This window comes from Paenalcaligenes sp. Me131 (assembly GCF_050487225.1).
GTDB lineage: Bacteria > Pseudomonadota > Gammaproteobacteria > Burkholderiales > Burkholderiaceae_B > Paenalcaligenes.
Window position 1 is genome coordinate 269375 of sequence record NZ_JBKQGY010000003.1, and the last position, 23709, is coordinate 293083.

The following is a 23709-nucleotide window of genomic DNA, read 5'->3' on the forward strand; positions in this document are numbered from 1 at the left end:
CAACCCACTACTTACGGCTGCTGCCCAAATTTACGTACATATTGCTTAGTCATTTCTTGGCAGGACTTCGCCAGTTCCTGTTGCGCAATCAAGGAACGGCTAGGGTCTACGCTACGCTCGCGGCATTTCAGTATGGCCTGCTGCTCAGCTGCCTGCACTGCCGGCGTTTGTGGCCTAGACATGACATAGGCCAAGACGGCCAACATCGCAATAATAAAAAGACCACTTCCCGCCATAATGATGTGAAAGTGCAAACGCGAACGTCTTGGCCCTTGGCCTTGCTGAGACGACATACTTCATCCATTTTTTAAACCCTACATGCCTTTTATTTTACTGCATACAAGACATTCTTGTATGCATTTACAAAAAACATGTAGGACGAAAATGACTACACGATAGCTGCAATTCGCTGCGGTTTGTCAGCAGATAGCAATATATCTGCCAATTTCTCTAGGGCTACTTGCAAACGCGCATGATCTGGCGCTCCACCTAAAGCGATACGTATAGCTCCTGGTGACGACTCATAAGGACAAAACACATCCGAGCTGGTCACACCCAAACCTTGCTCTTGTGCCGTTTGTATCAGCCTATATTGATCCAACTTAGGCGATAGCTCTAACCACAGGTGCAGACCGTAGGGGTGAGCAATGGGTGTACCTGGCAAAATACGAGCAGCAATTTTCTGTCGCTGGCCTGCATCTTGGCGTATTTGGCGCATCCACTCTTGCGCTGCTCCTTCTTGAATCCAGTGCGTGACACTAGACACCATGGTTTGCGCAGGCATCAAGCTCAATGAACGCAACGCATCCAAAATGGGCTCTATAGGCTCTGAGGGTGGCACTACTAAGTATGCAGTACGCAGCCCAGGCGCCAAACACTTGGACAACGTGGAGACATAAAACACCGGCGGCCCCGATGTAGACGACAGCCCCAACGCCGCAATAGGTGGTGCCGCATCGCCCGCCAATAACCAATAGGGGTCGTCTTCAATCACCGCCACGTCATGGCGCATGATCACGTTATAGATAGCCTCACGCCGCGATTGCGGCATGGTCGCTGTAGTAGGGTTATGAATGGTAGGGACTAAATACAGTAGGGAAGGTTTGTTCTCCCGGCATACTTTTTCTAGCTCATCCGGCAACATACCATCCGCATCGGCAGGCACCGTGACCACTCTGCGCTGTAATACACGTATAGCGGCCAAGAAGCCGGGATGCGTCAAACTGTCTACCACCACCACATCATTGGGTTGGGTACGCGCCAATAACAATGCGCTCAGTGCGGCTTGAGCCCCTGAGCAAATCACAATACGATCACCATCCACGTTACTCAGCATAGGTTTTAGCCATGCCGCCGCCGCTTGGCGATCTTGGCTTAGGCCCGCACCAATGCGGTAACTCATGAAATCAGCATTAGACATAAGCTTTTGCACATGGCTCATGGCTGACAACATCATGCGACTAAACAACGCACTGCCCAATAAAGGAGGCGTATTCATGCTGAGGTCCACGGTCCCGTGATCCTCAGCGTGCGTACAGGAAATATAGGAGCCCCCTGCTCCGTAGGCATCCATTAAACCGGCCGCGCGCACCTCTGCATACGCTCGTGTAACCGTTGTAAGATCTACACCCATCGCTTGCGCCAGCTCTCGCTGAGGCGGCAAACGGTCCCCTGGGCGCAATACGCCATCCTGCACTGCATTGATGATTTGGTTGGAAATCTGTTGATAAAGGGATCCTTCTCCGTCTTGGAAAGGCCTGACCCAAGAGGAGTTTGGTTTTTTTAATTTACGGATTGTGGTTGGCACTTCCATAACGGAAAGTCACCTCCTCTATACAAAACCCCATAAAATTACCATACAATAGCGAACTTGCATGGAACATTCTTTACACTTGTATGGTGCTGACTCTTCTTCTTACATAGCCATCATACCAAGAGTAAGTGCAACGTCCCTGTTGTTGCGTCAATACACGCTCATCTTCTTGGAAAAACCATTACACAAGGTCTAGGCATGATGAAAACTTGCTGGAACCGTACCCGTTATGCACTCATGGCTTTTATGCTTCTGGGTCTTAGCGGATGCGACTGGGTGCTGTTCAACTCTAAAGGAGCTGTAGGCATTGCCCAACGCGACCTCATTATTATTTGCGTCGCGCTCATGCTTATCGTGGTGATCCCCGCCATCGTCATGTCAATTGTCTTTGCATGGCGTTTCCGGGCATCTAATCACAAAGCGAAATACACACCAAACTGGACTCATTCCACAAAAATTGAAGTTGTGGTTTGGGGGATTCCCTTCATCATTGTTTGCATTCTGGCATTCATTGTGTGGAAATCCACCCACGAATTGGATCCTTACAAGCCTCTAGAGTCTGATGTAGCACCACTAAACGTGGAAGTCATTGCTACCGACTGGAAATGGGTCTTTGTTTACCCAGACCAAGGCATTGCTACCGTTAACCAGTTGAAGTTCCCTGCGAATCGCCCCTTGGCATTCAGCATCACTTCTAACTCCACCATGAATACTTTCTTCATCCCTCAGTTGGGTGGTCAGATTTATGCCATGGCGGGTATGCGCACACAATTGCACCTGATTGCTGACGAGACTGGCGAATTCCGCGGCATGTCTGGCAACTACAGTGGTAACGGTTTCTCCCAAATGCACTTCATGGCAACCGCTTTGACGGATGCTGAGTTTGATGCATGGGTAGACGAAGTACATGAGTCCGACAAAACACTGGACATGACCAGTTTTGCACAATTAGCTCAGCCTACTCGTCATTACTACCCTATTACTTACTTCGGCTCAGTTGAACCTCAACTGTTTAAGAAAGTAATAGACCAGTTCATTGGTGTAGGTGCTAACACCACACCGGCGCCGGCATTGGATGCCGAGCCATCCAATACAACCAAGGAGTAAAGGTCATGTTTGGAAAACTGACATGGGACGCCATACCCCTGCACGAACCCATCGTCGTGGTGACCCTGATCGGTATCGTGTTGGGCGGTGTCGCCCTACTAGGTGCGATCACCTACTTTAAGCAGTGGGGCGTACTCTGGCGTGACTGGTTCACGACTGTAGACCACAAACGCATCGGTATCATGTATATCGTGGTTGCTATCGTCATGCTGGTGCGCGGTTTTGCCGATGCGCTGATGATGCGTGCACAGTTAGCCGCTGCCGGCCCCGGTAGTGAAGGCTTCCTGCCCCCTGAGCACTACGACCAGATCTTTACCGCCCACGGCGTAATCATGATCTTCTTCGTCGCTACACCATTTGTTGTGGGTCTGATGAACGTAGTAGTGCCTCTGCAGATCGGTGCTCGAGATATGGCTTACCCATTCTTGAACGCGTTCAGCTTCTGGATTTTCGTAGTCGGCGCTGTGCTGGTTATGTTGTCCTTGGGTGTAGGTGAATTTGCGCAAACTGGTTGGGTAGCCTATCCACCATTGTCTGGGATTGAATACAGCCCTGGAGTGGGGGTGGATTACTACATATGGGCCTTACAGGCATCCGGTCTAGGTACATTACTGACCGGGGTTAACCTGTTTGTAACTATCCTGAAAATGCGCGCACCAGGCATGAGCCTGATGAAAATGCCCGTGTTTACATGGACCTCTTTTGTCACATGCGCGATTATTATTGCGGCGTTCCCAATTCTGACTGTAGCTCTGGGCGCTCTGACACTAGACCGTTACCTTGACTTCAACTTCTACACCAACACCTTGGGCGGCAACCCCATGATGTACGTGAACTTGGTGTGGGCATGGGGTCACCCTGAAGTGTACATTTTGGTGCTGCCAGCTTTCGGTATCTTCTCCGAAGTGACCGCTACCTTTGCACGTAAGAAACTGTTTGGCTACAAATCCATGGTAGGTGCGACCATTGCTATTGGTCTGCTGTCCTTCGTGGTTTGGCTACACCACTTCTTCACCATGGGCTCTGGTGCCAGCGTTAACTCGTTCTTCGGCATTATGACCATGATTATCGCCGTCCCAACTGGGGTGAAGATCTTTACATGGCTGTTCACGATGTACCGTGGCCGCGTAGAGTTCTCCGTACCTATGATGTGGACTATCGCTTTCTTGGTGACATTCACTATCGGCGGTATGACAGGCGTGTTGTTGGCTATTCCTGGTGCTGACTTTGTTCTGCACAACAGCTTGTTCCTGATCGCTCACTTCCATAACACGATTATTGGTGGTGCGCTGTTTGGTTACTTTGCTGGTTTCTACTTCTGGTTCCCGAAAATGTTCGGCTTCAAGCTCAATGAGCGTCTGGGTCGTTACTCCTTCTGGTGCTGGGTCATCGGCTTCTACTTGGCGTTCATGCCACTGTACATGCTGGGCTTCATGGGCATGACACGTAGGCTGAACCAATACGACAACCCTGCATGGCAACCGTACCTATACGTAGCCTTTGTAGGTGCATTGTTTGTGTTGGCAGGTATTGGCTTTATGCTGCTGCAGTTGTACGTCAGCTTCCGCGACCGCAACAAAAACCTGGATGTTACTGGCGACCCATGGGATGGCCGTACATTGGAGTGGGCAACTGCTTCTCCACCAGCGTTCTACAACTTCGCTGTTACCCCTGTGGTTGATGGTCTGGATGCGTTCCATGAAGCTAAAGAGCGTGGTTTACCACCGCCTCCTAAGCATTACGAACCTATTCATATGCCACGCAACACCGGTGTACCGATGATTGTTAACGGGTTCCTGCTGTTGATGTGTTTCGCGCTTATCTGGCACATTTGGTGGTTGGCTGCAGGCAGTTTCGCGGCAACTATCATCACCTTCATCGTTCGTTCTTACAACGATGATGTGGACTACTACGTCCAGCCCGATGAAATTGAACGTATAGAGAATGCGCATCATCAAGCTGCGCTTGCACAGAAAGGTTGATAGCAACATGTCGACTATGACTCAACAATCCGCTCATTCGGCTGCACACGGCGACCACGCCCATGCAGACGATCACTCACACGACCAGGGCTCCACAAAAGTCCTGGGCATGTGGATTTACCTCATGTCCGACCTCGTGCTGTTTGGTACGTTGTTCGCCTCTTATGCGGTATTAAGTAATGCGTTTGCCGGTGGCCCCACCGGCAAGGAACTGATCTCACTGCCTTTCGTGCTGGTTGAGACCTTTGTTCTGCTGTTCTCCAGTATTACTTACGGCTTTGTCATGCTGGCTGTACATCGCCAAGATAAAGCCGCCGCACTGCGCTGGTTATGCGTAACCTTTTTATTGGGTGCTTCCTTTATTGGCATGGAGCTCTACGAGTTCCAGCACCTGATTGCTGAAGGCGCTGGTCCTACCCGTAGCGCATACTGGAGTGCCTTCTTCACATTGGTTGGCACACACGGTATTCACGTTACTGCCGGTTTGATCTGGATGGCTGTGGTTATCCATCAACTGACTACACGCGGCCTGACACCGACCAACATCACACGCCTGTCGTGCCTGAGCATTTTCTGGCACTTCCTGGATCTGGTTTGGATCTGCGTGTTCACCGTCGTGTACCTGTTTGGAGCTCTTTAACATGTCACATTCCTCCACAAGCCGCGCAGGAGAAAGCCACGGCAGCTTCAAGTCATACGGCATTGGGTTTGTTCTGTGCGTGATTCTGACTGTTATTCCTTTTGCTTTGGTGATGAACCCTGTTCTCAGCAAACCAGCCACGTTGTTGATCGTGGTTGCCTTTGCGGTAATTCAGGTAATCGTTCAGTTGGTGTTCTTCTTGCACATGAACCGTTCGTCTGAAAACGGCTGGAATTTGGCCAGTTTCGTTTTCACCTTAGTTATTTTGTTCATCGTTATTGCATTGTCGATCTGGATCATCTGGAGCATGCATTACCACATGATGATCAACGGATAAGTTCAGCCCTGAACTATTAGTCCGTTCGCTCTTCGCACCCGGCCGGCCCTACGGCTGGCCGGATGCTTCCTGCTACTGGAGCGCACTATGAATCATGCGACCCTCACTGCCGTCACCGCTTCACGTTGGTCCCAATTTTGGGTACTAACCAAGCCTAAGGTGGTACAACTCATTGCTTTCTGCGCCTTCATCGGAATGATGCTGGCACTTCCCCATTGGCCTGACCGCGCTGAATGGGTACGAATTCTGCTGTCTTGCTTTGGCATTTGGCTGGTAGCGTCGGCTGCCGCCGTTGTGAATTGCTTCGTAGAGAAATCCATCGACGCCCGTATGAAACGTACAGCGTGGCGTCCTACTGCTCGTGGCGAACTCTCTGATCGCCAGGCACTGCTGTTCACTGCCGTTCTGTGTTCGCTGGGCTGCTTTATTCTGGTGACATATGCCAATATGCTCACCATGTGGCTGACTCTGGCAACCTTTGTTGGCTACTCCATTATCTACACCATTATTCTGAAGCCCCTGACATCCCAAAACATTGTGATTGGTGGTGCCTCAGGTGCGATGCCTCCCCTCTTAGGCTGGGCAGCCATACGCGGTGAAGTGCATATGGAAGCCATCATCCTGTTCTTGATTATCTTCGTCTGGACACCGCCGCATTTCTGGGCGCTGGCGATGTATAGAGTTGAGGATTACAAGCGCTCTGGCCTGCCTATGCTGCCTGTTACACACGGCATGGACTATACTGCGCGCCACATATTCCTTTACACCATTGCGCTCTTTATCACGACCTTATTGCCTGTTTTCTATGGCATGAGTTCATGGCTGTACCTACTCACTGCCATTGTGCTGAGCGGCATCTTTTGTGCCTACGGCTATGCACTGTACAAAAACTATTCCGACGATTTGGCGAAAAGAACCTTCCGTTGGTCTCTCTGGCATCTAAGCGGCATTTTCCTTGCCCTGCTGCTGGATCACTACTTGCTATAAAAGTTGCGCGTTATGCCTTGGATTCGTACCCTACTGCTGTGCTTACCTTTGTTGTGGCTGAGTGCTTGCTCTGACGACAAGCCTACTTTTCACGCCATGGATTTCAGTCAAGTAGAGTACGCCCAAGACTGGAATATGCCTGACGAAAACGGCGACTACAAAAGCGTTGCCGACTACGCAGGCAAAGTTGTATACGTATTTTTCGGGTTTGCCCACTGCCCTGACGTCTGCCCCACCACTATGGTAGAAATGGCCGAAGTCAAAGAAAAACTGGGTGAAGACTTCGACAAGCTACAAATACTCTTTGTGACCGTAGACCCAGAGCGTGATACCCCTGAAGTCATGCGCGCTTACTTAGACAGCTTTGACCCTAGTGCTCAAGCGTTGATTGGTAGCCCAGACGAAGTAGAAAATATGGCCAAAGACTTCAAGGTGTTCTACCAGCGCGTTCCCGGCCCTACTCCTGATAGCTACACTATGGACCACTCTGCAGGTGCCTACGTGTACGATCCTAAAGGCAAATTACGCTTGTATATTAACTACGGCACGCCTGTGGATAACATTGTTGATGACATACAGCTGCTGATAGACGGGAAGTAAAAAACAAGCGCCCCAGATACCGCACCAAAAATACGGCTACTTTCTCTTTGCTAGAGCACAAATACGTATTTTTAGAACTTGCCAGATAACTATGCCCAGCCCATCATGCGCTGGGCATTTTTTATGCATAGCGTATTAATTCGCTCATTACCCTCATTACGCCTGAAACACGCATACACGCTGCCGTTACGCCGCTTCATACTGGTTATATTGTTATGACTATCCCTAGCTTTATGACAGTCAATATCGCGCACACGCCACAACGCTCTACAAGCTCTTTATAGGTAAAAGTAGCCCTTACCTACACACAATCAGTCTAGACGTCTCAAACAGGCTAAAAAGCCTTATACACAGCACCTTATTAAAGGCCTAACTATCTGTGGACAACCCACATGAGCAAAGCGTAAAACAGGCTTCTTTGACACGTCATACTCTGCCGAGACGCAGCATGGCTACTAGCACTATCAACGGCAGTGAAAATGCTGATACCGGCTACACAAGCACAACGGAGCCGTGCCACTCAACACAACCCATAAAGCAAATCTGTAAGCACGACTTATACCTGACCTACTCTAGGTCTGAATGCATTTAACTATGCTGACGAGCGAGTTAAGGGTGGATGTTGGGGTTTGGGTTTGGGGTTGGGGTTTGGTTTGGTTTGGTTTGGTTTGGTTTGGTTTGGCTGAGTTGTATTGTGTTGAGTTGGGTTGTGTTGGGCTGGGATTGAGTTGAGTTGGGTTGTGTTGGGCTGGGATTGAGTTGAGTTGGGTTGGGTTGGGTTGGGTTGGGTTGGGTTGGCTTCGCTTCTGGTTGGATTCAAAGTCGAAACTAGCCTAGCTCCTACGTCACAACGTTATCCGTCACGCCTCGTATCCCTACAAAATAACAAGCTAAACACATAATACGCACAAGAGATACGCACCTATACGCACGCACTTCCCTTGTCGCACAGAGAATCACCCCGAATGCTTCTTGTAAGGGGACAAACAAAAACCCCCGCTAATTTGCATTAGCAGGGGTTTTTGTTGATCGCGCTATGATCCGTAGACCATACACCGCTCAGGCTATCGCCCACGCACTACTTAGTGACCTGGGTTTTGCTTGAAACGACGTGCTGCAGCTGCTTGAGCAGCCAACATGGCCAACTCAGCTTCTACTACAGCCATATCCGCTTGATCTTTGGTATTGCGCAGAGCTTCTTCGGCGCGCTCGCGGGCTTCCAGAGCTTTGGCTTCATCCAAATCAGCAGCACGAATCGCTGTGTCAGACAGAACCGTTACTTTGGAAGGCTGAACCTCGAGAATACCGCCAGCAACGAAAATCACTTCTTCACTGTTGTCGGCCATAACGATCTTCAGCATACCCGGACGAATCCGAGAAATCAGTGGGGTGTGGCCGGGCAAAATACCCAGCTCGCCGGATTCGCCAGGAAGCACAACAAAGTTGGCTTCACCGGAGAACAGCGATTTTTCCGCACTGACCACATCAACTTGAAGTGTAGCCATGAGTAATCCTTACAGTGTTTTCGCTTTTTCGAATGCTTCGTCGATGCCGCCAACCATGTAGAAGGCTTGCTCTGGCAGTGCATCACACTCACCATCAACGATCATTTTGAAACCGCGCAGTGTTTCGCTCAATGTAACGAATTTACCAGGAGCACCTGTAAACACCTCTGCCACGTGGAAAGGCTGAGACAGGAAACGCTGGATCTTACGTGCACGAGCTACGATCTGTTTGTCTTCTGGAGACAGCTCATCCATACCCAGAATCGCGATAATGTCACGCAATTCGTTGTAGCGTTGCAGAGTTTGCTGTACGCCACGAGCGATTGCATAGTGCTCTTCACCAACCACTTGAGGATCCAACTGACGGCTTGTAGAACCCAGTGGGTCAACCGCAGGGTAGATACCCAAAGCAGCAATGTCGCGAGACAACACAACTGTAGAGTCCAAGTGCAAGAAGGTTGTTGCTGGGGATGGGTCAGTCAAGTCATCCGCAGGAACGTAAACGGCCTGAATAGAGGTAATAGAACCAGTTTTAGTGGAAGTAATACGCTCTTGCAGTTTACCCATCTCTTCAGCCAGTGTAGGTTGGTAACCCACGGCGGAAGGCATACGACCCAACAGCGCGGATACTTCAGTACCGGCCAAGGTGTAGCGGTAGATGTTATCTACGAAGAACAGGATGTCACGACCTTCGTCACGGAATTTTTCCGCCATAGTCAGACCGGACAATGCCACGCGCAGACGGTTACCTGGAGGCTCGTTCATCTGACCGAACACCATGGCTACTTTGGATTCGCCGATGTTGTCCAGTTGAATAACGCCAGCTTCTGCCATTTCGTGGTAGAAGTCGTTACCTTCACGAGTACGCTCACCTACACCAGCGAACACGGACAAACCACTGTGTTGCTTAGCGATGTTGTTGATCAGCTCAAGCATGTTCACGGTTTTACCCACACCCGCACCACCGAACAGACCTACTTTACCGCCTTTAGCAAAGGGGCAAACCAAGTCAATCACTTTGATACCGGTTTCAAGCAGTTCCACGGATGGAGACAGCTCGTCAAATTTAGGGGCATCCTGGTGAATAGCGCGACGCTCTTCAGTAGGGATTGGGCCAGCTTCGTCGATTGGGCGACCCAGCACGTCCATAATACGACCCAGAGTGGCGGAGCCAACTGGAACGGAGATAGGAGCGTTGGTGTTGCCTACTTCCATGCCACGGCGCAAACCGTCGCTGGAACCCATAGCAATCGTACGGACAACGCCGTCACCCAATTGCTGCTGAACTTCGAAGGTCAAACCTTCTTCGGCGAATTTGGAGCTTGTATCGACAAGCTTCAAGGCGTCATAAACCTTAGGAATGCTGTCGCGGGGGAACTGAATATCCACCACGGCGCCGATGCACTGAACGATGGTACCGTTGCTCATGTTTAGTCCTTGCATAATAACTTAATGGTTAGCCACACACCGATTACACGGCTGCAGCACCCCCCACGATTTCAGAAATTTCTTTAGTAATAGCAGCTTGACGGGTTTTGTTGTAAACCAGCTGTAGCTCACCAATTACTTTTTTGGCGTTATCGGATGCGGCCTTCATCGCCACCATACGGGCGGATTGCTCAGAAGCCATGTTTTCCGCTACAGCCTGATATACCAGACCTTCTACATAGCGCAACAACAGTTCATCAATAACAGTTTTCGAATCGGGTTCGTAGATGTAATCCCAACCGTACTCAGATTTGAGTGCTGTAGAAGCGGCGGCACTCTCACTCACTTGCTGGAAAGGATCTGCCAAACCGCTAGGCAGTGGCAATAAACGAATAAACGTAGGATCTTGCGTCATGGTGTTAACGAAACGGCTTGTCGCTAGGTAGACTGCATCAATCTTGCCAGCAACGAAATCGTCCATCTGCACTTTAACAGCACCGATCAAACGCTCAAGGTTAGGTTCATCACCCAACTGCACTTCTTGAGACACCAGGTTGGCACCAACACGAGCCAGCGTAGAAGCAGCTTTGCTACCCAGCGCTGTGGTTTGTACCTTAATACCTTGATTTTCAAAATCGCGCAGACGAGCCAGTACCAAACGCAAAATGTTGGTATTCAAACCACCACACAGGCCTTTATCCGTACTAACTACAACCACCCCAACTGCGTTTAGCTTTTCACGCTCAAGCAAATATGGGTGTGCGTAGTCTGGGTGTGCCTGCATCAGGTGCGCTGCAATTTCGCGTACCTTGGTCGCATAAGGACGGCCTGCACGCATCCGTTCCTGCGCTTTGCGCATTTTGGATGCCGCCACCATCTCCATGGCTTTGGTGATCTTGCTCGTGTTTTGCACGCTCTTGATCTTTGTACGAATTTCTTTAATTCCAGCCATCACACTTTCCTGTAAAGGCGTTATCGGGACAGGGCACCTGCCCCGCTATATGGGGCAGAACTAGCCTGCCCCTGCCTTAGCTCCAGACTTAGAAAGAGCCGTGCTTTTTGAAGTCCTGAATAGCAGCAGCCAATTCAGCTTCATCTTCTTTGCTCAGGTTGGCCGTATCTTGGATACGGTTCACCAGATCAGCATGCTTGTTACGCAGCGAATCTTTCAAAGCTTTTTCGAATGGCAGAATCTGCGCAACTTCGAGGTCATCCAAGTAGCCATTGTTAATGGAGAACAAGCTAACAGCCATTTCCCACACTTCCAATGTTACGTACTGAGGCTGTTTCAACAACTCAACAGCACGACGGCCACGCTCTAACTGACGACGTGTAGCTTCATCCAGATCAGAAGAGAACTGCGCAAACGCAGCCAATTCACGGTACTGAGCCAGGTTAGTACGAATACCACCGGACATTTTCTTGATCACTTTGGTCTGAGCTGCACCACCCACGCGGGATACGGAAATACCAGCGTTAATCGCAGGACGTACACCGGAGTGGAACAAGTCTGTTTCCAAGAAGATCTGACCGTCAGTAATAGAAATTACGTTGGTTGGAACGAAAGCGGAAACGTCACCAGCTTGGGTTTCAATAATTGGCAGCGCAGTCAAAGAACCTGTTTTGCCTTTTACTTCACCGTTAGTCAGACGCTCTACGTACTCAGCGTTTACACGAGCAGCACGCTCCAGCAAACGTGAGTGCAGGTAGAACACGTCACCTGGGTAAGCTTCACGACCTGGAGGACGACGCAACAACAGGGAAACCTGACGGTACGCCCACGCTTGTTTGGTCAAGTCATCGTAAACGATCAGAGCATCTTCACCACGGTCACGGAAGTATTCACCCATCGTGCAACCGGCGTAAGGAGCCAAGTATTGCATCGCTGCGGACTCGGAAGCCGACGCTGCAACCACGATTGTGTATTCCAGAGCACCGTGCTCTTCCAATTTGCGTACTACGTTGTTGATGGTAGAAGCTTTCTGACCAACAGCTACGTATACACACGTAACGTTTTTGCCTTTCTGGTTGATGATGGTGTCAACTGCCACAGCTGTTTTACCAGTCTGACGGTCACCAATAATCAATTCACGCTGACCACGGCCAATTGGCACCATGGAGTCAATCGCTTTAATACCAGTTTGCAGAGGCTGATCAACGGATTGACGAGCAATCACGCCAGGAGCAACCTTTTCGATTACGTCCGTAGCTTTAGCATTGATTGGGCCTTTGCCATCAATTGGGTTACCCAGTGTGTCTACTACGCGACCGCGCAGTTCAGGACCCACAGGAACCTCAAGAATACGACCTGTGGCTTTAACAGGGTCGCCTTCCGACACGCCTGTGTACTCACCCAGAATAACGGCACCAACGGAGTCACGCTCCAAGTTCAGCGCCAAGCCGTATACGTTGTTAGGGAACTCTAGCATTTCCCCTTGCATCACATCGGACAAGCCGTGGATACGTGTAATACCGTCAGTCACGGAAACTACCGTGCCCTGCGTGCGAATGTCTGCAGACGCGCCAAGGCCTTCAATTCGGCTCTTGAGCAGTTCGCTGATCTCAGACGGATTAAGTTGCATGTTCAGACTCCTGGAATCCTGTATTCTGGCCTGCCATCAAGCTGCCAATGTGTCGCGCATGCGGGCCAGACGGGCCTGCACGGAAGTATCAAGTACCTGATCGCCTACCACTACGCGAACGCCGCCGATCAAATCAGCATCAACGGTTACTTCAGGCTCTAGCTTCAAACCGAATTTTTTTTCAAGTGCGGCAACAAGCTTGTTCAGCTCATCACCTTGCAAGGGGAACGCACTGCTGATGTGAGCTACAGCACTACCTTCTTGTTTATGTCTCAGAAGGTCAAACTGTTCAGCCACCTGCGGCAACAGCAGCAGGCGTCCGTTAGCAATCAGCAAATTCAGCAGATTGCTTGCCTTGTCATTCAGTGGGGTTTTCAGCAGACCTGAAAAAATCTCAAAACGCTGCGTATTGTTCAGCGTGGGCGTAGCCAGTGCTTCACGAACGTCGGGAAGATCAGCCACCTGAGCCATTTCGGACAAGAGGGCCGCCCATTGCTCAAGTGCACCCTGTTCTTGGCGTACAGCCTCGAACAGCGCCTCAGCGTAAGGTCTGGCAATAGTCGATAGTTCAGCCATGGCCTACCTTCAGATTAAAGTTCTGCTTCAAGCTGATTCAACAGCTCGGCATGCACAGAAGAATCAACTTCGCGTCGCAGAATCTGCTCGGCACCAATTACGGCCAATTTGGCCACATCGCCACGCAGTTGATCACGCAAACGCTGCACTTCCTGTACCGCGTCCAGGTGAGCCTGGGCGATGATACGGGCTTTCTCATGTTCAGCTTCAGCGCGTGCTTGTTCGATAAGTGCAGCAGCTTGCTTTTCAGCTTCAGCCAAACGTGCATGGTTATCGGACTTCGCGGATGCTTCCATCAGACTGATACGTGCCTGGGCTTGTGCCAGATCAGCTTTGCCTTTATCGGCAGCAGCTAGACCATCGGCAATCTTTTGGCGACGATCATCGATTGCTCTCGTCAGTGGTGGCCATACGAATTTCATCGTAAACCAAGCCAAGACGAAAAACACGATCATCTGGAAAAAGAGAGTCGCGTTTAAATTCACGGTCGTATCCCTTAAATACCTCTTGTGCCGGGCTAAAAATGTACCGACACCCTATGTTCAAGTCGAGAGCGGCGCAATGTACAGCACCGCCAACCTCAACTGCCTGTCCGCCGTAGGGCCAGCGGACGCGCCGCTATTAACCAACGAATGGGTTAGCAAACGCAAACAACATGGCAATACCAACGCCAATCAGGAAGGCCGCATCGATCAGACCAGCCAACAGGAACATTTTGGTTTGCAAAGCGTTCATCAGCTCTGGTTGACGAGCAGAAGCTTCCAAGTATTTACCACCCATCAGGGCAATACCGATACTGGCACCAAATGCACCCAGACCGACGATAATACCGCAAGCCAGTGCAACAAAAGCAACGTTGGTCATGACAACTCCTTGGTTAAAAATCTTGTGTTCAAAAAAACAAATAAAAAACGGAACGGCGTAGCAGAAAAACTGATCAGCCCCGGGTCAGACACCGCGCCAAACCCGGAATATGTTTAATGGCCTTCGTGAGCCTGACCCACATAAACGAGTGTCAGCATCATGAAAATAAACGCCTGCAGCAGCACGATCAGAATATGGAAGATAGCCCATATAGAACCGGCCAATACGTGACCCACACCCAAGCCAATGCTTGAGCCATTAAACCCTGTCCATGCCCCGCCTAACAACGCGATCAACATGAAAACCAGCTCACCCGCGAACATGTTACCGAACAGTCGCATACCGAGAGAAACCGTTTTGGCCCCGTACTCGATAAGGTTCAGCAAGAAGTTGAACGGAGCCAGCAGCACACCAGCAATACCACCGAAGGTAAAGGGGGCTGTAAATAATGATTTCACAAAGCCAGTAGGCTTATGCATTTTGACGCTGTAGTACAGTGTCATCAGCAACACGCCAAGAGACATACCCATAGGGATGTTCAAGTCAGCGGTTGGCAAAATACGGTGGTAGTACAGAGGATCGCCGTGCTCACTTGCTAGACCTGTCTGGATGAAAACCCAGCCAAGGAAGTCAACGGGGATCAAGTCCAGTACGTTCATCAGAATGATCCACAAGAACACTGTCAGTGCCATTGGTGCCACAAAACGGCGGGATTCTTCATTGTGAACGATGGATTTAGCCTGATCGGCAACCCAGTCAACCAGCATTTCAGCGGCAGTTTGGAAACGACCTGGTACGCCTGCTGTGGCAGAGCGCGCTGCGCGGTACAAGAAAAACACGACCAGCAAACCCATGAACAACGACCAGAAGATCGAGTCATAGTTGATGATGCTGAAATCGGCTATAACACTCTGCTTTTCACCCACGCTGTTCATGTGAACAAGGTGGTGCTGAATGTAGTCAGACTGAGGCGAAATACCACTAGCAGCCATCTGAATTACCCTGTGACGTATACATTATGGGTACGAGACCCGTTAATCGTTTATGGCAACTTGCCTGCGACAAGCAGCAGCACATATCCCTTTAATACACCCAATAGCCCGAACAATAATGCCGGCCATACCAGCCAACCTGTATCAGACCAGACCACTAGCGCCAAAATACCTAACGCAGAACCAAGCTTGAACAGTTCGCCCACAAAGAAGGCTTGTACTGTTGCTGCCTTACCGCTGAATAAATTCAGCAATAGCCGCATGGCAAAAAGTGCATTCGGTATCAAGTAGGCTGCTGCCCCTAGCAAAGCTGAGAGTGCTGCATTGCCTCCTGCGACCATCCACGAAATCAAAATTACAACTATTGCCATGACTGCCTGAGCCATGAGCACTCGAACTATCCCTGCTCCAGAACGCTTTGCCAATCGGCTACGTTGTTCTGGTGTCAGAACCAGCTTGTTGTGATCTTGTACTTCGTTGGTTTCTGGCCCGACAGCCTGTAACTGACTGCTATCGGTGTTGTTGGCCCGCTGCATAACTTAGCCTTCCTGATTGAATATCTTGCATGGGGTCGATTTCCTTGCAAGACAACACTTTACCTGCGAAAAATCGCGTAAATATGGCAATTCATCTCTAAGTTGCTTGGTGCCAAACCCGTAAAGTATAGCGTCTTTTTTTTGCTTCACGCAAATTAACAAAGGCATTCACGCCACAAATCGTTACCTTCTTTTAGTCATAATACGGCGACGATATATGGTAACGGGGCGCAAAGCCGCGCCCCGTATAGCTTGCTGAATAGCAAAGACACTATTAGCGGTGTTGGAATTTTGGTGGTCGTTTTTCCACAAATGCGTTCATGCCTTCTTTTTGGTCGTGTGTACCAAACAAAGTCTGGAAACTTCGACGCTCAAAGAGTAGCCCTTCTGCCAAGGGGCTCTCATAGGCACGGTTGACGTTTTCTTTAGCCATAATCAAACACTGCAGTGGCATGCTAGCTATGGTTTCCGCCACTTTCATAACTTCGTCCATGAGCGCATCAGCAGGCACGACGCGCGACACCAAGCCTGATGCCTCGGCTTCGTCGGCTTTCATCATGCGTGCGGTGAGGATCATGTCCATGGCTTTGGCTTTACCAATAGCGCGTGGCAAACGTTGTGTGCCGCCGTAACCGGGGATCACACCAATTTTGATTTCGGGTTGACCAAACTGGGCATTATCACCAGCAATAATCATGTCGCACTGCAAGGCCAGCTCACAACCACCACCTAAGGCATAACCGGATACGGCAGCAATCACGGGTTTACGTATACGGCGCAAGTCTTCCCAGTCACCACCCAAGAAGTCAGCGCTGTACACATCGTGAAAGAACCAGTCTTTCATCCCTGCAATATCCACCCCTGCAGCAAAGGCTTTAGGGCTGCCTGCCAACACGATCACACCAATATCTGGATTCGCATCCAGCGATCGCATGGCTTGCGCTAACTCGCCAATCAATTCATTATTTAATGCATTCAGTGCCTTAGGCCTATTGATCTGTACGACACCCACGCGTCCGCGGGTTTCGATCAGAATTAAAGATGTTTCGCTCACATTGCCTCCGTTAAGCATTCTTGAAAGTAAAAGATGACTGCCAAAAATATACTGTATCGCGTTTGTTTTCCTGATCTTGCCGGACACCGTATACAGGTATCCCTGCATATTCCCAAACCTGATCCCGAGGGACAAGTACTATTTTTGCCCGCGTGGATTCCTGGTAGCTACCTGATTCGGGACTTTGCCCGCCAAATCGAGAGCTTAAGCGCCACGGCCGACAAAAAACCTATAGCCGTACACAAATTAGATAGCCACCGCTGGCGCTGCGCGCCAACCAAAGGCCCTTTGCATATCGAATACACCATTTACGCGTGGGACCTTTCTGTACGTAGTGCTCACGTCGATGAAAGCCATGCATTCTTTAATGGCACCAGCGTATTTTTAGGCGTACACGGCCAAGAGGATCAACCCTGCTTCGTCGATTTACAAGCACCCAAAAAACAAAAAGACTGGCGTGTTTATACCAGTTTGCCGCTGGCTCCAAAACGCATCAAAGGCGCAGCTAAACACCATGAGTTCGGCGTGTACATGGCCCCTGACTACGATGCTCTGCTGGATCATCCCGTCGAGATAGGTACACCACAGCATATCAGTTTTCATGCCCATGGTGCACTGCACGAAATGGTGTTTACAGGCGTTATTCCTAATCTGGATTTGGAGCGTATTGCCGCCGATGCCAAAGCCATTTGTGAAGCCCAAATCAGTCTATTTGAGCCTGAAGATAACCGCGTTCCTTTCCTAGATAGTTCAGACCGCTATGTTTTCATGACCATGGTGACGGGTGACGACTATGGCGGCTTGGAACACCGCAGCTCTACGGCGCTGATGGCGTCACGTAGTGACTTACCCACGCTTAGCCAACGCGACCAGCCTAAAACAGCCGGCTATCAAACCTTTTTAGGTTTGGTCAGCCATGAGTACTTCCATACGTGGAATGTGAAACGCATTAAACCCGCCGCGTTTGCCCCTTATCAATATCTGCAACCCAACTACACCGAACTGCTGTGGGTGTTTGAGGGCTTTACCTCGTACTACGATGATTTGATGCTACTGCGCGCAAATGTCGTCAATGAAGAGCAATACCTCAGCCTGTTGGCCAAAAATATTGATGTGGTGCACCGCACTGGTGGTCGTTTCAAACAATCTGTAGCAGAAAGCTCTTTTGATACGTGGACACGCTTCTACAAGCAAGATGAAAACTCGCCCAACGCGCTGGTGAGCTATTACAGCAAAGGCGCATTAGTGGCACTGGGCCTAGACTTGCTACTGCGCCAAAGCACCAATGACGAACGCAGCCTAGACGACGTCATACGTTTAATGTGGCAACGTTATGGCCGTGACTTCTATCAGGGACAAGGTGTAGGCATCCCCGAAGAGGCCATGCCCGCTCTCATACAAGAAGCCACTGGTGTAGACGTGCGTGATTTCATACAGCGTTATGCCCATGGGCGTGAAGATGTGCCATTGCAAGCACTACTAGAGGCTCAAGGCATTACGCTATCGTGGCAAGCTGATAGCACCCTACCCTCATTAGGCGTACGGCTTAAAAACAGCCCACAGGGGCTGCAAGTGGCTACCGCATATGAAGATGGTGCGGCACACCACGCAGGAATGTCTGCAAACGATATAATCGTGGCTTTGGATGGCTTACGTGTCAGTGATCAAGCATCACTAAACAAACTACTTGCTGCCTATCAGGCCGGAGACAAAGTAGAACTGCACGTATTCCGCCGCGATGAATTACGCAGCTTCCGCGCCAAACTAGGCCCGGCCCCACAACAGACTTGCTCGCTTAAACGTCTTACTTCCTGACATGACACACGCTTCATCTGCTGGTAAATGTGTACTGATTACGGGCGGAGCCCAGCGCTTAGGCAAAGCCATGGCGCTGCGCTTTGCCAGCCAAGGCTGGGATATCGCCCTGCATTACCATCGTTCACATGAACAGGCCTTAGCAAGCAAAGCAGAAATAGAAGCTCTGGGGCAACGGTGCGCGTTGATACAAGGTGACCTCTCAGACGCCCACGCCCCAAAAGACATTTTCGCCCGCAGCGTTGAAGCTTTAGGCCGTGTTGATGCAGTGATCAACAATGCCTCGCTGTTCGAATATGACAATGCCAGCGAATTTTCAGCGGCACTGTTAAACCAACATTTGGGGCCTAACTTAGTAGCCCCTATAGAGTTGGCGCAGCAGTTACACCAACATATACAACCCCACCACCCTGCGCGTCAGGGTGTGGTGATCAACTTACTGGATCAAAAGCTGTGGGGCTACAACCCCGACTTTTTCTCCTACACGCTGTGCAAAGCAGCGTTGCAATCTGCCACCACCATGCTGGCACAAGGCTTAGCTCCCTTTGTTCGCGTGGTAGGATTAGCCCCTGGCCTGACCATGCCTAGCCACATGCAAAGCGAAGACGATTTCGCCCGTACGCATGCTCTAGCTCCTTTGGGTCGCGCCAGCACGCCAGATGACATCGCCAACGCCGCCTTAATGCTGGCAGAAAACACCAGCATCACCGGCTCGTCTCTCGTTGTAGATGGTGGTCAACACCTCATGGGCCTACAACGCGATTTTAGTTTGCTCTAAATACTCTTCTTTTTGTTATGACACTCGCTTCGGCCATACCTCCGCCACCCTCCGTTCGCCGCGTTTTCTTTACCAATCTAGAATTGGGTGCCCGCATCGGCATACTGGAGCATGAGCTACGTGCTACACAGCCCATCAATATTGATGCCGAGTTCGATGTGCTCACGCACCACGTGGTGGATGATCACAATATTGCTACGGTGTTGGATTACCGCCAATTGCGTAACGCCATCATTGAAGAGTGCACACAAGCACACGTAAACTTGCTCGAAACTCTGGTTGAACAAGTAGCCCGCCGGCTATTTACTGACTTCCCAGACCTTATGCGCCTACGCTTGCGCATCAGCAAACCTCAGGCATTCACCGATTGCGATGCCGTTGGCATTGAACTTGAACAAAGCCGTACCGTTACACCATGACCCTCCACTCCTCTGAAGCCGCCGTCAGCGAAGAAACGTCTGCCCTGACCCGCGAAGAAAAAAAACAACGTCACAACTTCCTACAACTGGAAAAACGCCTGCTGCGTGAAGCCGGACGTGCGATTGGCGACTTCAACATGATTGAAGACGGCGACAAAATCATGGTCTGTTTGTCGGGTGGTAAGGATTCCTACACCCTGCTGGACTTGTTGATTAAGCTTAAAGCCCGTGCGCCCATTCACTTTGATATCGTGGCAGTGAACCTGGATCAGAAACAACCCGGTTTTCCTGAGCACGTATTGCCTGAGTATTTGGAAAGCATTGGTGTGGATTACCACATCGAAACGCAAGACACGTACTCCATTGTGAAACGTGTGATCCCCGAAGGTAAAACCACCTGCTCGCTGTGTTCTCGTCTACGTCGCGGTATTTTGTACCGTGTAGCCGAAGAGCTGGGTGCGACTAAGGTTGCCTTGGGCCACCACCGTGACGACATTCTGGCGACATTCATGTTGAACCTGTTTTACGGTGGTCGCCTTAAAGCCATGCCACCCAAACTGATGTCTGATAACGGCAAACACATTGTGATCCGCCCCTTGGCGTACGTGGCCGAAAAAGACATTATTGAATACGCTCAGGTACGTGAATTCCCCATCATCCCCTGTAACTTGTGTGGCTCTCAGGTCAACCTGAAGCGCCAAGAAGCCAACCGTATGATTGCCGAGTGGGATAAGAAATTCCCTGGCCGTACATGGAACATGTTTGGTGCACTGAACAAAGTAGTGCCATCCCACTTGATGGACAAAGAACTGTTCGACTTTGAAGGCTTAACCATCAGCAATCAACCTGATGCTGAGGGCGATATGGCCTTTGACGCTGAGGACTTCAATCAGCCTCTTACCCATGCGTTTGGGCAAGACGAAGACGACGAAGCCACCAAGCGTCCTGCTGTGGTGGCCCGTTTAGACAAATAAGTCGGGTGAGGGTTAGCTGGGTTCTATCCCAGCAGCCCGTTTTAAACGTGTGATCAACAACGGATCATACTCAGGGCCTTGCACCCTACGCCTGTCCGGTTCGGGTGCAGCCAACGGCGCATCTTCTTGACGCATGGTCTGACCCGCTTCCAATGCCAAGCGCTGGTACAACGCTGTACCTTCACTTTTCCACGCAATTTCTTCAGGCTTAAGCGGGCGCACAACGCGTGCTGGTGCCCCCATCACTAACTGCCCCGGTGGGATCTCCATAGAGGCTTTAACAAAAGCCATTGCCCCCACAATAGAGTCCTCACCAATCACGGCGCGATCCATGATGACGGCATTCATCCCTACCATGGCATTTTTGCCTACTCGGCAACCATGCAAAATCGCGCCATGACCTATGTGCCCATCTTCTTCTACGATGGCGTCAGCATCCGGAAAACTGTGTGCTACACAATTATCTTGGATGTTTGCCCCTGTCATCAGTTGTATGCGACCAAAATCGCCGCGCAATACCGCGCCCGGCCCCACATAGCAGGCAGGCCCGATAATGACATCACCGATTAGCGTTGCCGACGGGTGCACATACGCGGAAGGGTCTACAACGGGGATCACACCATCGAAAGAGAAGATTTGAGCCATTAGGTTAGTTCTCCCAGCTTTTGGCTACCATGGTCAGCACATCGTATAGCGCGACTACATCACCATTTTGATTGGTGACCTCGCAATCCCAACGTACTTCACCATGCTCAGCACTGCTACGTGGATTAATTTCTTTACATGTAAGCTGCACACCCAAGGTGTCGCCAGCGTATACCGGTGTTAAGAAACGCAGGTTATCCACACCGTAGTTGGCCAACACTGGGCCGGGTGCCGATTCCACAAACAAGCCAGCCGCAAACGACACCACCAGATAACCGTGCGCAACACGACCATCAAAGAAGGGGTTAGCTTTAGCAGCTTCTTCGTCCATGTGAGCGTAGAAGGTATCGCCTGTGAAATGCGCAAAGTGCTCAATATCATCCAAGCTCACCGTACGTTTGGCAGTAATCAGCTGATCGCCGATTTTTAGCTCTGCCAACGATTTACGGAAAGGGTGCGGCCCTTCTGTTTGTGCAGGTGCGCCGGCTACCCAACGGCCAGTCACGGCGGACAACATGGTGGGTGGACCTTGCACACCTGTACGCTGCATGTAATGGAATACGCTACGCAAGCCGCCTAGCTCTTCACCACCACCGGCTCTACCTGGCCCACCGTGCACAACGCCGGGAACGGGTGAACCGTGCCCTGTGGAGCTTTTCGCGCTATCGCGGTTAGAGACCAAAATACGACCATTGAATGCCGCCATGCCCAGCACTACATGTTGCACAACGCTTGGATCGTAGCTGAACACGGACGTCACCAGACTACCCTGCCCTTTACGTACCAACGCTACAGCTTCATCCAAAGAGTCGTAAGGCATCACCGTGCTAACGGGGCCAAATGCCTCTACATCGTGTACTTTTTTAGCGCTCATAGGCTGATCGCAATACAGCAATACCGGGTTATAGAATGCACCCGATGCGCCAGCGTCGCTTTGCTCAGGCTGACCAAACCACACTTGGGTTTCTGTCAGTAACTCTTGCACACGCTCTTGCACTTCTTTGCGCTGATCTTGGCTAGCCAATGGCCCCATTTTGGTGCTTTCAGCAGCAGGATCACCCACTACGACTTTACCCAATGCTTCCGACAGCGCCGTTTGCACCGCAGGTACCAAGGCACGAGGCACCATGACACGACGTATAGCGGTACATTTCTGACCTGCTTTCACCGTCATTTCATTCACGACTTCACGCACAAATAACGTGAACTCTGGGCTTTCTGGTGTGACGTCTGTGCCTAACACAGTGGCGTTCAGACTATCGGCTTCCATGGTGAAGCGTACGGAATTTTCGACAATGGCACGGCTGCTACGTAGCATACGACCTGTAGAAGCAGAACCGGTAAAAGTCACTACATCTTGACCATCTACATGGCTCAACAAGTCACCAACTGAACCACATACCAACTGCAATGCCCCTTCAGGCAGTACACCGGTATCCAACATACGACGCACCATCAATTCGGTCAGGTACGAAGTTTGGCTGGCAGGTTTCACAATGGCAGGCATACCGGCCAACCAGGTAGGGGCCAGTTTTTCCAACATGCCCCAGCAGGGGAAGTTGAACGCATTAATGTGAATAGCCACGCCTTGCAGCGGTGTCAAAATGTGCTGGGCGCTAAAACTGTTATCTTTGGATAAGCGCTCTATGCCGCCATCCAACAATACCGAGGTATTAGGCAGTTCGCGTCTGCCCTTAGAGGAATAGGTCAGCAGTGTTCCAATACCGCCCTCAATATCAATCCAGCTATCACGGCGTGTTGCACCGGTGCGGGTAGATAACGCGTACAGCTCGTCTTTGCACTCTAACAATGCCAAGCCCAATGCTTTGAGCATGCCTGCACGCTCATGAAAGGTCATGGCACGCAATGCTTTGCCACCTGTTTGGCGGCCATACTCACGTATGGCGGCAAAATCCAAACCGGTGGAATCCACTACAGCTACCGCCTCGCCTGTAACCGCATCCAACAACGTCTGCCCTTTTCCTGTGCCTGCGGTCCAACTACCGCAGACATAGCTTTCTAGGCGCGTAGGCGTTGACGATGAAATGGTCATGAAACTTTCCTTACTTTATAGA

24 protein-coding genes are annotated in these 23709 nt (G+C 50.6%); 10 read left to right on the forward strand and 14 right to left on the reverse strand.

Features of this window, described 5'->3' with window-relative positions:
• Positions 1-11: 11 nt before the first annotated feature.
• Both ACLPHM_RS12920 and ACLPHM_RS12925 read right to left on the reverse strand, forming a co-directional pair.
• Positions 12-293, reverse strand: coding sequence for a hypothetical protein (locus ACLPHM_RS12920; protein ID WP_166406877.1), 282 nt, complete (start codon positions 291-293; stop codon positions 12-14).
• 95 nt (positions 294-388) lie between these two features.
• Positions 389-1813: an aminotransferase-like domain-containing protein gene (locus ACLPHM_RS12925; protein ID WP_430221646.1), complete on the reverse strand. Its 1425-nt coding sequence runs from the start codon at positions 1811-1813 to the stop codon at positions 389-391.
• Between the two features lie 198 nt (positions 1814-2011).
• Here ACLPHM_RS12925 and cyoA point away from each other — a divergent pair, with 198 nt between their 5' ends.
• From cyoA to ACLPHM_RS12955, 6 genes are all read left to right on the forward strand, one after another.
• Positions 2012-2920 carry a ubiquinol oxidase subunit II gene (gene cyoA / locus ACLPHM_RS12930; protein WP_430221647.1) on the forward strand — a complete coding sequence of 303 codons (909 nt, stop codon included), beginning with the start codon at positions 2012-2014 and terminating at the stop codon, positions 2918-2920.
• A gap of 5 nt (positions 2921-2925) precedes the next feature.
• Positions 2926-4902: a cytochrome o ubiquinol oxidase subunit I gene (gene cyoB, locus ACLPHM_RS12935; RefSeq protein WP_430221648.1), complete on the forward strand. Its 1977-nt coding sequence runs from the start codon at positions 2926-2928 to the stop codon at positions 4900-4902.
• A gap of 7 nt (positions 4903-4909) precedes the next feature.
• Positions 4910-5542, forward strand: a complete 633-nt coding sequence (gene cyoC / locus ACLPHM_RS12940; protein WP_430221649.1) for a cytochrome o ubiquinol oxidase subunit III — start codon at positions 4910-4912, stop codon at positions 5540-5542.
• A 1-nt stretch (position 5543) separates the two neighbouring features.
• Positions 5544-5879: a cytochrome o ubiquinol oxidase subunit IV gene (gene cyoD / locus ACLPHM_RS12945; protein WP_430221650.1), complete on the forward strand. Its 336-nt coding sequence runs from the start codon at positions 5544-5546 to the stop codon at positions 5877-5879.
• Between the two features lie 87 nt (positions 5880-5966).
• Positions 5967-6866: a heme o synthase gene (cyoE, locus tag ACLPHM_RS12950; protein ID WP_430221651.1), complete on the forward strand. Its 900-nt coding sequence runs from the start codon at positions 5967-5969 to the stop codon at positions 6864-6866.
• Positions 6867-6878: 12 nt separating this feature from the next.
• Positions 6879-7466, forward strand: coding sequence for an SCO family protein (locus tag ACLPHM_RS12955; protein WP_430221652.1), 588 nt, complete (start codon positions 6879-6881; stop codon positions 7464-7466).
• 1082 nt (positions 7467-8548) lie between these two features.
• Here ACLPHM_RS12955 and ACLPHM_RS12960 read toward each other — a convergent pair.
• The 10 genes from ACLPHM_RS12960 to ACLPHM_RS13005 form a co-directional block, all read right to left on the reverse strand.
• Positions 8549-8971 carry a F0F1 ATP synthase subunit epsilon gene (locus tag ACLPHM_RS12960; protein WP_430221653.1) on the reverse strand — a complete coding sequence of 141 codons (423 nt, stop codon included), beginning with the start codon at positions 8969-8971 and terminating at the stop codon, positions 8549-8551.
• 9 nt (positions 8972-8980) lie between these two features.
• Positions 8981-10399 (reverse strand): F0F1 ATP synthase subunit beta, encoded by a 1419-nt coding sequence (atpD, locus tag ACLPHM_RS12965; RefSeq protein ID WP_166406870.1) that lies wholly within the window; start codon positions 10397-10399, stop codon positions 8981-8983.
• Positions 10400-10442: 43 nt separating this feature from the next.
• The gene (atpG, locus tag ACLPHM_RS12970; protein ID WP_430221654.1) at positions 10443-11351 is read right to left on the reverse strand and encodes a F0F1 ATP synthase subunit gamma; all 909 of its coding nucleotides are present in this window, start codon (positions 11349-11351) and stop codon (positions 10443-10445) included.
• Between the two features lie 88 nt (positions 11352-11439).
• Positions 11440-12981 carry a F0F1 ATP synthase subunit alpha gene (atpA, locus tag ACLPHM_RS12975; RefSeq protein ID WP_166406868.1) on the reverse strand — a complete coding sequence of 514 codons (1542 nt, stop codon included), beginning with the start codon at positions 12979-12981 and terminating at the stop codon, positions 11440-11442.
• 36 nt (positions 12982-13017) lie between these two features.
• Positions 13018-13557, reverse strand: coding sequence for a F0F1 ATP synthase subunit delta (locus ACLPHM_RS12980; protein WP_430221655.1), 540 nt, complete (start codon positions 13555-13557; stop codon positions 13018-13020).
• A gap of 14 nt (positions 13558-13571) precedes the next feature.
• Positions 13572-14042: a F0F1 ATP synthase subunit B gene (locus ACLPHM_RS12985; RefSeq protein WP_135863682.1), complete on the reverse strand. Its 471-nt coding sequence runs from the start codon at positions 14040-14042 to the stop codon at positions 13572-13574.
• A gap of 136 nt (positions 14043-14178) precedes the next feature.
• Positions 14179-14421: a F0F1 ATP synthase subunit C gene (gene atpE, locus ACLPHM_RS12990; protein WP_077734422.1), complete on the reverse strand. Its 243-nt coding sequence runs from the start codon at positions 14419-14421 to the stop codon at positions 14179-14181.
• Positions 14422-14534: 113 nt separating this feature from the next.
• Positions 14535-15413, reverse strand: a complete 879-nt coding sequence (gene atpB / locus ACLPHM_RS12995; protein WP_430221656.1) for a F0F1 ATP synthase subunit A — start codon at positions 15411-15413, stop codon at positions 14535-14537.
• A 50-nt stretch (positions 15414-15463) separates the two neighbouring features.
• The gene (locus ACLPHM_RS13000; protein WP_430221657.1) at positions 15464-15949 is read right to left on the reverse strand and encodes an ATP synthase subunit I; all 486 of its coding nucleotides are present in this window, start codon (positions 15947-15949) and stop codon (positions 15464-15466) included.
• 274 nt (positions 15950-16223) lie between these two features.
• Positions 16224-17003, reverse strand: a complete 780-nt coding sequence (locus ACLPHM_RS13005; protein ID WP_430221658.1) for an enoyl-CoA hydratase — start codon at positions 17001-17003, stop codon at positions 16224-16226.
• A gap of 33 nt (positions 17004-17036) precedes the next feature.
• Between ACLPHM_RS13005 and ACLPHM_RS13010 the strand changes: the two genes are divergently transcribed.
• The 4 genes from ACLPHM_RS13010 to ttcA are packed head-to-tail and all read left to right on the forward strand — an operon-like array spanning position 17037 to position 20989.
• Complete coding sequence (locus tag ACLPHM_RS13010; RefSeq protein WP_430221659.1) at positions 17037-18818, forward strand: M61 family metallopeptidase; 1782 nt, start codon at positions 17037-17039, stop codon at positions 18816-18818.
• Position 18819: 1 nt separating this feature from the next.
• Positions 18820-19596 carry an SDR family oxidoreductase gene (locus tag ACLPHM_RS13015; RefSeq protein ID WP_430221660.1) on the forward strand — a complete coding sequence of 259 codons (777 nt, stop codon included), beginning with the start codon at positions 18820-18822 and terminating at the stop codon, positions 19594-19596.
• A gap of 17 nt (positions 19597-19613) precedes the next feature.
• Entirely contained in the window at positions 19614-20015 is a 402-nt protein-coding gene (locus tag ACLPHM_RS13020) for a dihydroneopterin aldolase (protein ID WP_430221661.1), read from the forward strand.
• On the forward strand, positions 20012-20989 hold the full coding sequence (gene ttcA, locus ACLPHM_RS13025; protein WP_430221662.1) for a tRNA 2-thiocytidine(32) synthetase TtcA: 978 nt from the start codon (positions 20012-20014) through the stop codon (positions 20987-20989). Before ACLPHM_RS13020 ends, ttcA begins: the two co-directional genes overlap by 4 nt.
• A gap of 12 nt (positions 20990-21001) precedes the next feature.
• On the opposite strand, the gene ACLPHM_RS13030 is transcribed toward ttcA, so the two are convergent.
• Both ACLPHM_RS13030 and paaZ read right to left on the reverse strand, forming a co-directional pair.
• The gene (locus ACLPHM_RS13030; protein WP_430221663.1) at positions 21002-21634 is read right to left on the reverse strand and encodes an acyltransferase; all 633 of its coding nucleotides are present in this window, start codon (positions 21632-21634) and stop codon (positions 21002-21004) included.
• A 4-nt stretch (positions 21635-21638) separates the two neighbouring features.
• Positions 21639-23687 carry a phenylacetic acid degradation bifunctional protein PaaZ gene (paaZ, locus tag ACLPHM_RS13035; protein ID WP_430221664.1) on the reverse strand — a complete coding sequence of 683 codons (2049 nt, stop codon included), beginning with the start codon at positions 23685-23687 and terminating at the stop codon, positions 21639-21641.
• Positions 23688-23709 lie beyond the last annotated feature (22 nt).

What these genes read in the sequence shown, in the direction of transcription:
- cyoA (WP_430221647.1), top strand. Translation starts at nt 2,012, where the DNA reads ATGATGAAAACTTGCTGGAACCGTACCCGTTATGCACTCATGGCTTTT.
- cyoD (WP_430221650.1), top strand. Translation starts at nt 5,544, where the DNA reads ATGTCACATTCCTCCACAAGCCGCGCAGGAGAAAGCCACGGCAGCTTC.
- atpB (WP_430221656.1), bottom strand. Translation starts at nt 15,413, where the DNA reads ATGGCTGCTAGTGGTATTTCGCCTCAGTCTGACTACATTCAGCACCAC.
- atpD (WP_166406870.1), bottom strand. Translation starts at nt 10,399, where the DNA reads ATGAGCAACGGTACCATCGTTCAGTGCATCGGCGCCGTGGTGGATATT.
- ACLPHM_RS12980 (WP_430221655.1), bottom strand. Translation starts at nt 13,557, where the DNA reads ATGGCTGAACTATCGACTATTGCCAGACCTTACGCTGAGGCGCTGTTC.
- atpA (WP_166406868.1), bottom strand. Translation starts at nt 12,981, where the DNA reads ATGCAACTTAATCCGTCTGAGATCAGCGAACTGCTCAAGAGCCGAATT.
- ACLPHM_RS13000 (WP_430221657.1), bottom strand. Translation starts at nt 15,949, where the DNA reads ATGCAGCGGGCCAACAACACCGATAGCAGTCAGTTACAGGCTGTCGGG.
- ACLPHM_RS13015 (WP_430221660.1), top strand. Translation starts at nt 18,820, where the DNA reads ATGACACACGCTTCATCTGCTGGTAAATGTGTACTGATTACGGGCGGA.
- atpG (WP_430221654.1), bottom strand. Translation starts at nt 11,351, where the DNA reads ATGGCTGGAATTAAAGAAATTCGTACAAAGATCAAGAGCGTGCAAAAC.
- cyoB (WP_430221648.1), top strand. Translation starts at nt 2,926, where the DNA reads ATGTTTGGAAAACTGACATGGGACGCCATACCCCTGCACGAACCCATC.
- ACLPHM_RS12960 (WP_430221653.1), bottom strand. Translation starts at nt 8,971, where the DNA reads ATGGCTACACTTCAAGTTGATGTGGTCAGTGCGGAAAAATCGCTGTTC.
- ACLPHM_RS13010 (WP_430221659.1), top strand. Translation starts at nt 17,037, where the DNA reads ATGACTGCCAAAAATATACTGTATCGCGTTTGTTTTCCTGATCTTGCC.
- ACLPHM_RS12925 (WP_430221646.1), bottom strand. Translation starts at nt 1,813, where the DNA reads ATGGAAGTGCCAACCACAATCCGTAAATTAAAAAAACCAAACTCCTCT.
- paaZ (WP_430221664.1), bottom strand. Translation starts at nt 23,687, where the DNA reads ATGACCATTTCATCGTCAACGCCTACGCGCCTAGAAAGCTATGTCTGC.
- ACLPHM_RS12920 (WP_166406877.1), bottom strand. Translation starts at nt 293, where the DNA reads ATGTCGTCTCAGCAAGGCCAAGGGCCAAGACGTTCGCGTTTGCACTTT.
- ACLPHM_RS13030 (WP_430221663.1), bottom strand. Translation starts at nt 21,634, where the DNA reads ATGGCTCAAATCTTCTCTTTCGATGGTGTGATCCCCGTTGTAGACCCT.
- ACLPHM_RS13020 (WP_430221661.1), top strand. Translation starts at nt 19,614, where the DNA reads ATGACACTCGCTTCGGCCATACCTCCGCCACCCTCCGTTCGCCGCGTT.
- ttcA (WP_430221662.1), top strand. Translation starts at nt 20,012, where the DNA reads ATGACCCTCCACTCCTCTGAAGCCGCCGTCAGCGAAGAAACGTCTGCC.
- cyoE (WP_430221651.1), top strand. Translation starts at nt 5,967, where the DNA reads ATGAATCATGCGACCCTCACTGCCGTCACCGCTTCACGTTGGTCCCAA.
- ACLPHM_RS12955 (WP_430221652.1), top strand. Translation starts at nt 6,879, where the DNA reads ATGCCTTGGATTCGTACCCTACTGCTGTGCTTACCTTTGTTGTGGCTG.
- atpE (WP_077734422.1), bottom strand. Translation starts at nt 14,421, where the DNA reads ATGACCAACGTTGCTTTTGTTGCACTGGCTTGCGGTATTATCGTCGGT.
- cyoC (WP_430221649.1), top strand. Translation starts at nt 4,910, where the DNA reads ATGTCGACTATGACTCAACAATCCGCTCATTCGGCTGCACACGGCGAC.